The sequence below is a fragment of the Flagellimonas spongiicola genome (assembly GCF_023502425.1).
GTDB classification, from domain to species: Bacteria; Bacteroidota; Bacteroidia; order Flavobacteriales; family Flavobacteriaceae; genus Flagellimonas; species Flagellimonas spongiicola.
In genome coordinates, this window is record NZ_JAMFMA010000002.1 from 720,140 (window position 1) to 734,502 (window position 14,363).

General features: G+C 43.1%; 1 protein-coding gene. It reads right to left on the minus strand.

From position 1 onward, the window contains the following. Positions 1-5 precede the first annotated feature (5 nt). Positions 6-14,363 (minus strand): T9SS type B sorting domain-containing protein, encoded by a 14,358-nt coding sequence (locus M3P19_RS09520; protein ID WP_249657434.1) that lies wholly within the window; start codon positions 14,361-14,363, stop codon positions 6-8.

The following is a 14,363-nucleotide window of genomic DNA, read 5'->3' on the forward strand; positions in this document are numbered from 1 at the left end:
AACTATCACTGTCGATATAGGGTAAAATGTCCAACTAGTTCGCGATCATCATTCTCACCTTGAAGTTTGATGATGTACCAGTAATCACCGGTTGGAAGCTCACTATTATTGTAGATTCCGCTCCATCCGGCATCGCCATATCCCATACGATAGAGCTCTCTACCATAACGATCAAAAATGATCATTAGTACGTTCGGGAAGGCTTCTAAATTGTCTGGTAACCAGCGATCGTTAAGTCCGTCACCATCAGGAGTAAAGAAATCAGGAACTTCAATATCTATGAATTCCATAAATATTTCCATGGTTACTTCACAGCCGTTTTGGTCAATAACGGTTACTTCATACGTATCAGTTCTGTTAATGATATAGGTATTGTCTGTACCGTTATCAACACCATCAAAAATGAAGGTGTAATCTTCCAATCCTCCACCGGCAACCGCAGTAATTTCATTGATGTTGTTATTTTCCAACAACAATGTCAAAGGTTCAAATCCTGTGATGCTGAAATCAACAGTGTTGATACATCCATTTGAATGTGCAATGGTCAAGAAATGATCACCAGGAGCTATGTTTATAAAATCGGCTGTTAACTGTAAATCATTTGGATCTGCTGAATCCAAGGCGTACATTACATCTGCAAGTACAGTGGTATCCTCAAATACAATATCCAATCTGTTCGTTGGCAGGTTACCATCACACTCGTAAACTGGAGTTACTTCTGCGGCTAAGTTCACACCTGGATTAATCTCTACGATTACATTGGTCTCACAACCTTGGGCATCACGTACAAATACCACATGTGTACTAGCTGGCAAGTTTTGGAACAATACCTGATCTTGAACAAAGTCAGCATCGGCATTGGAATTCAAACTTGTGAAATATGGAGCGGTTCCACCAGTAATATCCAACTCAAATTCTCCATCGGCACTATTGAAACAAACCTCATGCATAACATTGATGGCTTGAGCCTGAATAGGAGTTGGTTGTTCAATTTCGAATTGGAAGGTTTCAAAACATCCATTTCTATCCTGAGCAATTACATCGTAAATACCTGGAGCCAAATCCGTAAAGGTTCCAACGGTATCAAACTGATCTAAGTTAGGTGTTATGGCATAGAAGATATCTCCTGTTCCTCCGGAAACTTCCACGGTTATCGTACCATCTTCCAATCCAGAACAAGTAACGTCGGTAGACTCTTGTCTATCAATTTGTAATGGCGCAGGGTCAATTATATCGATAGGAATACTTGTAGCCTGACAGTCCATACTTGTAACATGCACATAATAGGTTCCAGCGATTAAGTTTCTAAAGTCACCTGTATTCTGAGGACCAGCCACTGAACTTGTCAATCCTGGGTCACTGAACAGTTCATAAGAATAGTTGCCTAATCCACCTACAGCATTTGCCAGGATGATTGCAGAAGCCTCTCCTGTACAATTAACCGTTGCAGCACTAGCATCAATTAATACGTCCAATGGCACAATTGGGTCAACTGTTACCTGGTTGGATATCATGGCCTCACAACCAAAAGCATCTCTTACAAAATACTGGTAAGCGCCATCAGGAACCGTGAAGGTATGGGTATTGCCACCCGCCATGTTCGTATACAATACACCATCAGTACTATACTGGTATGGTCCTGTACCACCAGCGGCGGAAAGTTCAATTTGTCCCTGGGTAGTACATGTCAATGGCGACAATTGAATCAGGTTTGCCATTACCTCAACAGGTTCGGAAATAGTTACCTGAACCGTTTCCATGTCACAGCTCCATCCATCGGAAACTGTAATACTATAGGTTCCAGCACCTAAGTTGTTGAACGCTGGGTTGGATTGTGCACCAGAACTGTTGATAATTGTAGTTCCAGCTGAATCGTACACATTCAACACATATTGATAAACACCTCTTCCGTTCAATACGTTGATTGCCGTAACCGTTGCATTGGTATCACCATAGCAAACCAAATTTGTAGGTGTTGCGTCAATATCTGCTGTAATTGGTGTTGGCGCAGTTAAGGTAATAGGTTCATTGATTGTACAACCCGCGTTATCCGTAATTTCAACATCGAATAATCCTGCGGACAGCCCTTGGAAAACAAAACTTACCACATTGGAAATGTTGTACACTTGGGACGTAGTTGTATTCGTCAATTGAATATCATAAGGAGCAAAACCACCTGTTGGTGAAACTTCAATTTCCCCTAGGTTGTCTGCACAGGTAACATTGGCTACTTCTATAGGAGTTGCAGCCAAAGCCATGTCTGGTGATGCAATTGTAATGGTGTTGGAATCTTCAACACAAAGTGGATTTGCTGTTTGTGTTACACGTACAAAATAGTTTCCACCTGAGAATCCAGGGATACTCAACGGATTAGTGGTGGTGTTTGCAGAACCAGTCACACCCGTAGTAGTTCCATCCCCATTAAACACTTCGTAATCGTAAGTACCGGTGTATCCTGTAACATTGATTTCCATAGCACCATTGCTATCACCAAAACAAATTGCTGGTGCGGTTGGTGTCGCCACCACATCAATCAAATCATAAGGAGCGATATCGTAAGGTGTCGCGTCCACAAAACAACCTGTTGTATTGTCTGTTACCCTTATGGTATAACTTCCAGGTTGGGTAAGCTCAAATGTGGCCGTCACATTCGTTGGATTACTGGTAAGGCTTCCCAACGGATTACCCACAGGCAACAATTCGTAGGTATATGTGTTTCCAGGATTACCATCATCTGTAACGGTTACCAATACTTCTTCCGGATTCGCACAACTTATTGCAGTGTTCTGTGTTACAGCCACAGTGAATACATTGATTGGTTGAATCGGTGCAACCACAGCTGTTTGTGCGCATGAGTTTGCATCGGTAACAAAGGCGGTGATGTTTTGTACAACTCCTGTATCAACCACTTCGAAAGTATTTGAAGCTTGGAAGTTCACATTATCAATACTATACAAGTATGGCCCCGTGCCTCCAGCAGCCGTGACAGTAATGGTTGAAGTATTTACCGCATTGCTGGTATTACAAACAAATGCCGTGGCCAAAGCAGAAACATTTAGTGCCGTTGGCTCAGTTACTGTTTGATCAAAGAACGCATCACAAGATCTAGAGGAAATTACCCTTACTCTATAATCCCCTTGTGGAAGATTATCAAAGACATTACTTGCCTGTGCAGCCCTATAAGGAACTACAAGGTTGGACATCTCATATAGTTCAAAATTGTAAATAGGGTTAACAGCAGACGCCGGATTTAATTCCACAGTCAGAATACCATCAGAACCACCATTACAACTAACCGGGTCCATTGCAACATTGTCAATTACTGGAACCACAGGAGCATCCAAGTCCTGGGTAACCACAACAGTACATGGCGTAACAGTATCCCCGTCTGTAACAGTGAATGTATAAGTTCCCGCCTGCGTTAAACCTGTAAACACACCTGTTGCGTTGCTTGCTGTAGTTACTGCATCAGGGAACAAAACATCATAAGTTAGGTTAACAGAACCTCCATTTACAGTAATGGTAATATGTCCGCCTGGATCAACAGTACAATCTATTGGTTTTACCACCGCGGCGGTTGCGACCATCTCGTCAAGCAAGACAACAGGACCAATTGTAGTTGAACATGACCATTGATCTGTTATTCTAACCTCATAAGAGCCGGCACCTAAGCCAGAGAATACAGTTCCTGTTTTGGGTGAACCAACATCAACACTGTTTCTTACTAGTTGATAGCTATAATTGATTCCTTGACCACCAGCAGTACCAACAACTTCAATTTCACCCTGTAGCGCAGTACAATTTTCTTGATTGATTTGCAGTGTAGCTGTAATTGCGGTTGGGTCAACAAGATTTACGTTTGGCAACTGGAATTCACATCCATTGGTATCAGCTACCCAAACTTGATAATCAGTTCCCGCTCCTGCACCGCCAGCAAGTCCGGTAAATTGTGGAGCTGCTTGATAACTTGCAGGGAATGTTGGGGCTGGGTTGGAAGCCAAGTCCACAAAGTAAGTGTAGCCTCCCCATCCGCCAGCTGGATTGATTACCTCAATTACACCATCATTTAATGCACAAGTAACCGCTGTAACCTGAGTGTTGGCAGAAATACCCACATTTGGCCCAAGGATTGCAAAAGCTTCCGCATAAACGCAAGCAGAACCAGGAGGGTTGGTGTCGGTTACTTCAATATAGTAATTACCTGCAGCTAGCCCAGTAATTGTAAAGTTTCCATCTGCATCACCTCCCGCAGTGACCGTATCGTCAGCAAGATTTCCAGGAGTGTTGTTAACATCGTAATACAATGTATAGGTGGTTGCACTGGCATAGGTCAGTGTTGCGGCATCTTGCAGATCCAATTCCACCGTGCCATCAGTGTCACCAAAGCAAGTAACATCGCTTGTGTTGGATACTACTAAATCCAAGATTTCTGGGTCAACAACAGTATGTGTTGCTCCTATGATACAACCGGTAATTGTATTTCTTACCTCAAAATTATGAACACCAACCGTCAACCCTGTGAAGCTACCTGAAGGTTGGAACGCTCCAGCAGGCAATAACCTAAACTCATAGTTTGCCGGCGTAGTAGTTGAATTTGTTATACTACCAGTGGCAGTAATTGTGATTTCTTCACCGACAACACAAGTTGCGGCAGCATCAATTGAAACACTTGTAGAAAGTAATTCATCAAAGGCATTGATGGTTTCATTTGTTGTGCCCAGACAACCGTTGTCATCGTAAACATTGATGATATAACTACCCCCCGTAGTATTTGTTTCCGTGTATATATTGTTGGCACCAGATTGTACTACAACATCATCACCTGTAGGCAACGTACCTTGGTCATTGATGAATTCATAGATTACGTAGTTTCCACTGCCTCCAGTTATGGACGCTGCATTAATTGTGATTGTTGCATTGTCCATGTTGTTTCCTGTAGCACATCCAAATTCAACTACTGAAGTGTTGACATTCGCAATTACATCAGGCTCAGAAATAACCTGGGTTTGTGTAAATGTACATCCGTTGGCAGCGGTAATCTCAATAGTGTACGTTATACCGGCAACCGCGCCTTCAAGTCCGCTAAAGGAGGCGGTAGTTGTTGTGTTTGAGGTAGGTGCAATTGGGAAAGCTGCTCCACTACCAGGACCTGAAATGATTTCAAAGGTGAATGGTCCAATCCCATTGTCCACAGCCGAAACATCAATTGTTCCATTATCATCTCCGTTACAGGTAACGTCGGTAAATGAATCAATATTAAATGTTGGGGTAACCAAGGCTGGAACATCAACGATAATCGAACCAAGACAGTTTGGAACCGAAGTGGAAGTATCGTAAACCGTTACCGTATAGGAACCGGCCACACTAGCGTCAGACCACACCAAAGAGCTACCTCCCATTGCAGTTCTTGCCTGATCTACTGCACCTGGACCATCTATTTCATAATCATAAGAACCTGAACCCGCGGTTACATCTATTGCAATTTCAGCATTGTTGTTAGGTGCTGTTTGGCAATCCAACAGCGTGGCTAAAGTGGCATTAAATTGCAACGGAGGGTGAATGTTGAACGGATCGGTATCTGCACAACCATCCACGGCCCTTACGGAAATGGTTTGACCAAGTCCTGAGCTCAAGTTGGAAACGGTATATTGATTGGAACCGTTAAACGTAATATTTTGATAGGGCCCACCATTAACGCTTAACTGATATGGTGAACTACCCGGAGTCGTCAAAGTTACAAGTACTTCAAAGGTACCTTCGGCAACACATTCGTCGACAACAGCCAAACTTACTTCAGGTCTAGGATCCAACCCAACCGTTATATCAAAATGGTCTATACAGTCATTCGCATCTTTTACATAAACCGTATAATCATCGTTAGCCAAGGCAGAGAAAAGACCATTGGTGTTAGTACCTGTCCATGTTGCAGCAGTAGGAGCAGCAGCTGTTTGTAGCTCTAGTTGGTACTCATAGGTACCAGCTCCGAATTGAGCACTTGCACTTATTGTACCTGTATCCGCGCATTCAATATCATTGGTTGAGGTAGCGGAAACGTCTAATGGAATAGGCGCTTGTTCTATTACAAATGGAGGAGAAGCCATTACACAACCCGTATTCGGCCCGTTGGTTTCCGTAAAAAGAATATAGAATTCACCAGGGGCCAACCCTGTTGCTGTGTCTGTCTCTGGCCCACCAACAACACCTGAAATAGTTCCAGTAATTCCAGTAGTTGTGTTGGTTACCGCAGCAAAAATTTCATAGGATACATCTGAACCGCCATAGCCAGAAACTGTAAAATCCACAATACCATCTGCTGCACCAGTACACGTAATATTGGTTGTTGCGTCAATAGTTGCCGCCAATGCTGAAGTAGAGGAAACAGGTACAGTTGCTTCCTGTACATATTCACAATTTGTATCGGAATCATGTACGATAAACGTATAGGTTACACCTGGCGTCAATCCTGTAAACAAATGTGAATTGGCTGGTGCAGGTGGAGATGGATCCTCTGGGAACCATGCAGGGTCTAAAGCATTGAACGCGGGCGCTGGAAATATTGCAAAATAGAAAGTACCAACACCAAGTGTTCCATTTGAAGCTTGAGCTTCAACCAACATTTCACCACTACCAGGAGTACATCCTGCTGTTCCTTGGGTTGCAATCAAAACATCAGGACCAGTCGTAATGGTTACTGTGCTTAAATCCTGACACCCATTTGCATCTGTAACGCTAAGCGTGTAGTCACCAAAATCAAGTCCTGTGAAAGTGTGATCATTGGTTCCAGTTGAGGTGTCATAAGACATGGAAACACTAAAGTCCGCATTGTATACATTGTAAATATATGCTGCCGTTCCACCAGAAGCGTCAACAGTTATAGTTCCTAATTCTGTTCCGGAAGGGGTACATTGTAAATTGGTGCTAACTGTATTTGGCGCGATTACCGCAGGTTCCGCTATGGAAACAGCGGTAGGCGCAGAAACACATCCTTTTGCATCTGTAATCCTTACCTCATAGTTACCAGCTGGCAAGTTTGTTGTTTGTGTTCCGTAGTTGGTAGGACCGGTAGTTTCGATGACCTCTATTACATATGGACCGACACCAATTGTGGTATCGATGGTTACAGCAAGTGAACCATCCGTATTTCCATTACACACCACATCTGTGGGCACCACAGAGGTAATTACAGGCGTGTCCGCAGGCGTAACAACAACAGCGTTTGTAACAATCGTACATGACGTTGGAGCGGTGGTATCAGTTACCCTAAATTGGTAAGTTCCATCAGTGGCAGTGGTGAACACGTTGGCCACAAAATTTGTACTGAAGTAGTTGGTTCCACCATCATTTGACCACTCATACGAATATGTTCCGGAACCTCCTGAAGTGTTTATTGTGACTGAGGCGTTAACCAAACAGGTCAAATCTTGTGTCAATACAGCCGCGCCCAGCAATTGATCATTAATAGTAACGGATTGTTGCACTCCGGCACAGCCAAAACCATCTCTAACATCAATTGTATATGTTCCTGCAGCGAGGTTGGAGAACGTGTGTGTTGTAGCAGAGGCAGGGGTTGGAGTAATCCAAGGTCCTCCTGCAATACTGAATTGATAGTCACCATTTCCGGCAGTTACATCCACCTGTATGGTTCCATCATTAGCCCCACTGTAACATGCGGTAGGGGTGGTGGTAAATGTCAATGTAGTCGGCGCCACTATGGTAATTGCCGCGTCGATAGGATCTTCACAAAGATTTGTATCTCTGGCCCTAACGATGTAATCTCCTGGCGCCAAACCAGTAAACACTGAATTGTTACCGTTGGTTGCATAGTCAAAACCAGCAATGATTCCACCAACACCATCTTCAAGTTGGAACTCGTAATTTGGTGTTCCACCAGATGCCGAAGCAGTAATTGTTGCGCCGCCATTTGTACATGTCATCACCGATGTTGTACTAGCTGTTGTGGCAACTGGAGTAGGTTCGGATAGGGCTTGGTTCAGTGTTACAATACATGAATTGTCCAACACATCCCTTACCTCAATCGTATAATTACCAGCAGCTAAAGCTGGAATTGTAATTGGACTAGCGGTCTGTGGTGCAGAGTACCCACCTCCATTTACTTGGTACTCAAATCCATTGACCGCATCAAAGTTTTCTACTTCAAAAGAAATGCTTCCATCATTTCCAGCATTACAGCTAATATCATTAAACGATGTTATACTTGCTTCAAAGGCATTACCAGCTTCAATATTTACATCTACGGTTAAAGTACCAGCACAAACTTCAGGAGTTTGGAATGCCTGAATATCATCAATAGCTAGGTCATTCCCATGATTGGTGTTGATGTTGGTTCTTATTACCACATCAATGTTGGTGTTCGCTCCTGGGTTCAAATCCACGGAGTAGTTATGCCAATCGTCAGCGTTTGTGTTTCTTGGAATATTACCAGTAGCAATGAAATCGATAACGGTGCCGAATGGATCAACCAATTCAATTCGAACATTTGGGTCATTTTGAGTTCCACCATGAGTGTCCCTAACCATATTGTATAGCTCCATTGAAATGGTTAAATCTCGATTTGGAATGATTTCAATATTTCTTTTGGCGTAAATAATCCCGTCTAATCCAACAACGGTTCCCAGGTCAATTGCTAGAAAGCGACCATTCGGGTTTCCGGTGTGGTCGTTTGGAGGTCTCCATCCGCTCCATGGATTGGTTAATACTTGGGTTACCGTGTATTCCCCATTTGATAAAGAATTTGGGGAAGTATTACAACCAATTCCAGAGCCATCCAAAGGCTCGTAGCAGTAGTTCGGGTCAACTTCGGTAATTGAGGTATTTGGACCAGCTCCAAAGTTTTCAAGTAACAAAACACTTGGGCTTGGAGGTACATTGCTTGTATAGTTAACCGTAATTGTATGGGAACCTACGGTAACGTCATTGAAAACATTTGACGTTGCTGGCGTATTTGGATTTCCATCAATTTCGTAAGTGTAATCAAAGGTGGCGCTATCAGGAGTAACCGTTACTGTTCCTTCGCCGTCGCATTCGTAGTCTATGGCCGTAGTAACTCCAGGAGGCGTTGGCTCAGGATCAACGATTACATTCATTGGGAAGGTACAATTATTCGCATCACGGATATATACCGTATGGGAACCAGGTAACAAGTACCCAATGGAAGTGGCCGCATAGTTAGAACCTCCATCAAAGCTATACTCATATGGAGCCGTACCACCAAGGGCATTGGTGATTCGAACTTCTGCACCAATACCAGGGTTACATTCAGCAAGTTGTGTTACAGCCGCTGATGCAGAAAGGGTCAATGGTTCTGAAATATTATAAATCTGGGTTATATCACAATTGTTGGCGTCTCTAACCCTAATATTATAACTGCCCGCCAATTGGTTTACAAAAGTGTTTGAGGGCTGGTAAGTTGCACCGTTGTTAATACTGTATTCGTATGGCGCTTCTCCACCTGATGCAGTTATCGAAATTGTTGCTTGCGCTTCTCCACTACAAAGGATTCCTGTGTCTGATATAACTAGACCTAGAGGAGCATCTTGAGCTATGGACAAATCGTAGTTAGCCTCACAATATCCAGCCCCGCCATTATTATCACGCACATAAACATCATAGTCACCTGCACCTGTGATGGTAATTGGATTTGCTGCTCCGAAATCACCAGGGGTAGGCGCAACTCCATCAGCTACAATGGCATAGACGTAATTATTGTCGCCACCTGCAGCTGTAATCAACACATCAGTGTCTGTTCCACACGTCGTGATGTTGGGCGCAGAAGCAAGAACGGTAAGCTCTGGATTAACAGTTATGGATGCACTATCTGTACAACTGTTACCATCTCTTACATCGATGGTATAGGTGCCTGAGGTGAGTCCCGCGAAAACATTGTTTGTTCCAAAAGCTCCGCCGTTAAGACTGTATTCAAAGTTTCCGTCACCGCCCGAGGTAACGTTTGCTGTAAGGGTTAGCCCAACAGCATCGTCGTAGCAGGCGCTGTTAGGCACAATTGCTAAAGCCGGAGGAACTGCCGCATTTAAAGTAAAGTTTGTTGTGACGACACATCCGTTAACATCTGTTACAGTTGCTGTATACGAACCTGATTGTACCAAGCCCGTAAAGGCACCGGTACTATTGGTCCCAAAAACCGTAGTGTCTGGATTTGTCAAAGTAAAGGAATTGCCTCCCCAACCTCCTGTTGAAGTTAAGGTTACACTTCCATCAGCGATACAGGTTGGTTGTACTTCAGATGCATTCAGGGTCAATGCTGCTGAAGGAGCATTTACGGTAACATCCGTTGTAGCGGTACAGTTTGTTAAATTATCTGTAACTACAATCGTATAGGTTCCATCATCAAGGCCCGTTAAGGAAATAGTGCCAGTTGTTTGAGCATTACCATTGAAATTGGCTGGTCCTGTCACCGAATAATCGTAATCTGTATTGAAGTCACTAACAATGAAGTCAATTTCGCCATCCGTGTCCGTAAAGCAAGTAATATTACTTACTAGGTTTCCAACAACAGAAATTTGTGAGACCGGATTGATTGTAAATGATTCGTCATAAACACAACCTTTATTATCCGTAACCCGGAAGGTGTAAGTCCCCGGGGCAAGCGCATCAAAATCTGCTGATGCTCCGGTAATGGATGTGGCAGCAACTGGTGCTGGCGCCGTAATTTCAAACACAAATGGAGCATTGCCGTTAACAGCTGTTACGGTTACATCGGAAGTTAATGCTGGACAAACAGGTGTGCTAGCAGAAAAGGTTAAGTCCGTGGGGGGATTTAGGGGGTCAAAAGTTATTGCGTTGGTTGTAAACGTACAGTTGTTCGCATCACGGATAGTAATATCAAAAGAACCGTTTGTCAAATTTGAGAAGGTTTCAGCTCCTGCGCCACTAACAAAGTTGACGCCATCTATACTGTATTCGTATGGGGCCGTACCACCAGCTACATTTTGAACTTCTATTATTCCATCTTGTAAACAGGTATAATCTTGTATCAAAACTGCATCTCCGGCAACACCGCTGGTAGGCCCTCCAATATTGAAAGTCTCTATAAAATCACAAGATACCGCACCTTGTGTTTGTGTAATGGTCAATGAATAAGCCCCTTGAGGCAATCCTGTAAACAAGCCCGAGGCATTATTCGCTGTAGAAGTGTCTGGATATGTTAACGTATAGGACAAACTATACCCGTTGGAATTGGTAACGTTTACGGCAAATGTTCCGTCTGCAATGCCAAAACAAGTTTCATCTGTAGCTGCAGTTGTATAGACTATCGAAGGCGCTACGACAATAGAAACACTATTAGAGATGAATGAACAGTTATTACCATCTACAACAACAAATTCATAGTCACCTTCTTCTCCATTGGTGAAGTTGAAATCACTTGTGAATTGGAAAGCTCCTCCAGGGATATCACCTACACTTGCGTATAAATCTGTTCCATTATAACTCCAAATGGCGTAGGCATAATCTGGATTTGGGAAACCGCCAGAACCAGTTACAGTTATGATACCGTCAGTACAGTCTATGTTCTTTGTGGTAATTGCTGTTACTGCTAAGTCCGTTACATCGTTAATTGTTACTTGTTCATTGTAAACACAACCATCATCTGTAGTAACATCAACGTCATAAACTCCGTCATTAAGGTTTTGGAAGGTGTAATTGTTGTCAGCAGATGGACCATGGGTGTCCACGACAGTTCCGCCTTGTGAAATTTCATAATAATATTGCGCCTCTACATTAAGAACCGAGATCGCAATCTCCCCTAAACCGTTACAGTCTGTATCTCTTGTAGTAACGTCAACCTGGAAGTCCCTATCAAGGATACCGATGTTGTCCAAAACAAACACACAACCATCGGTTACGCCTTGCTGCCTCATCTCAACGGTATAAGCGCCATTTGTGGTTATGTCAAAACTTGGGTTAGGATTGTATCCAACTAAAACCGTCCCAGTGGTTTGGTCTATTAATCGGAACTCGTAATCAACAGGCATGTTGGTTACTGTAATATTACCGTCAGTATTACAAATAATATCACTGGACGTATATTGTGGATCTAGTGGATTTTGGTAGATGTTGAAGTTGAACCTTCTAAAACATCCATTTTGATAATTTACAACCAAGCGATATTCGCCCGGGGCAGAAGCCAAGAAATCGTTACCGTTACCTACGTTATTCCAAGTACATGAGTTATCAGTGTTTGCACAGCCCGCAATCGAGGCGGCACAAGACGCTTCGTCTAACTGCTCCCACTCTATGCTATCTGCATCAGGAATGTTTACCTGTATCAATTCTGTGTCATTGAGACCACACAAGAATACCTCAGGCAACTCACTACCATCGTTAGGACATACAACAATTTGGCCATCAACGGAATTTGAAGTGTCGTTGATTAAGGCCGTAATCGGATTTGTAAGTCCGGAGCCTGCCGCAAAAAGCTCAACGATTATGATTTCGGTAAAGTCCTTACAAGGGTCAGCAACTTGCTTGTCTACCATATAGGTTCCTGGTGCATCTACCAAGAATGTACTAGGGTCGCCATCAGAGTCACCATCATTTAGCACGGTATCCCCAGCATCAATTAGGTTATCACCATTTTGGTCAAGATACCAGATGTAAGCATCAAAGTTGTCACCGGCATCCAATAGGACGTCGGAACCACAAAGCTCAACAGTTCTTGTAAAATTACATGCGGAAAGGTCATCTAATAGAAAGTTAGTTGCCCCGGGCGTGGTAAATCCACAATCATCAAAATCCGATACACTGGGGTCATCACTTATCTGATTGGAATTAATGACACCCTCATAGGTTGAATAGGCAAGGTTCTCAATGATGTCCGTACAAGCGTCTACAAAATCAAAACAGTTTTCTGCAACCTGAACGCGCATTCGTATTTCGGAAACAGGATCTCCTTCTTCTACAAGATTGTCTGGGATATTGAACACCACCTCCCTTGTTGCTGCGTCGTAGGTGTAAGTTACACCAGCAGGCATGGTAATAGTTGCTGTGTCCAAATCAACGTTGGCAGGGAGCACATCTCGAATTGTATAGTTTGTGGCATCATCATTTCCCGTATTTACAAATGACAATACATAATCCAGGTATTGACCTAGATTTACACCCGCGCCTGTTATATCATTACCGCCAATGTCCTCAACTTTCTTTTCCAGAACAATTGTAGGTTCAATGATTTCCACGGCGAATGTCACCAAAAAAGAGGCAAACCAGTCACCATTTGTGCCCAATCGAAGAGTGGCATCGGTATCACCATTATCAATAATACTATTTCCGGGGTTGTTCAAATCAAAGACATCGGAATCAAATCCAATGGCGTTTGTACTACTCACATTTCTAGAGGTGACATTGGCCCCATCTTCGGAAATTGTTGAGTTAAAAAAGTTGTTATTTGGATTTGCTGCGTTGGAAATATCTGTGAAAGTAGAGCTACTGTTGGAAACAATACCAAATGTATCTCCAGAAAGTGAAGTTTCACCTTCCAAGGTACTAACACCAATTCTTGCGTTTACTGGACCAACGGGAATAGTATTAAATCCATTAACGTTAATATCTGCTGTTCTGTTCCCTGATTGCGTAGTAACACCTTCGTACCCATCGAATACAGAGATGTATCTACCCGGCAATGTTGGGTTCTCATATATCACAACCAAGGTCCAACCGGCACAACCATAGGTTGTAGCACCTCTTGTACCCCTAACATTGGCAACAAAATAGTCTCCGGTTGGATCTGCCAATCCTTGAAGAATATTGGTTACGTTTTTGTAGCACACATAAGGGTCATTAGGAAGAATATTATATCCGTTTACGATAATATCATCTTCCTCGCCCACAGGGTCTGGAGCCGTATCAGCTTGAAGGTCTATATAAGTTGCACTCCCGGGAACTCTTAGTTTTACCTCTGTTACGTCGTAATGGTTGGGGTCATCCGTGTACCCACTTACATACCTACTTCTATGATCACCATCTCTTTCTACATCGTAATTACCGGCCCAATAAAGACCAGCCCAATAAATTTGTGAACAAGAGGGTAATGAAAGTGTGGAACTACTCGAGTTAAATGTGGTTGGGTCAGAATCAATATCTACATACTCCACATGCAGACTGTTGTTACTACCATTTCCATTATAAGGTGTGTTTACATCATGCCCGTTGGATACACTATTCATCACACTATTGGACAGGAAGGTATAATCACCCTTTATATTCAAATAGGTATTCCCGCTATCATCCAATCTAGGTGTAAACGGAACCTCTTGGGCCTGAATGGAGTAGCCCAAGCCGATAAAACAGATGACACTTAGGAGTACCTTATAAATTCGATTGGTCAT

Excerpts from the sequence above, each read along its gene's own strand:
- M3P19_RS09520 (WP_249657434.1), bottom strand. The coding sequence starts at position 14,363 with ATGACCAATCGAATTTATAAGGTACTCCTAAGTGTCATCTGTTTTATC.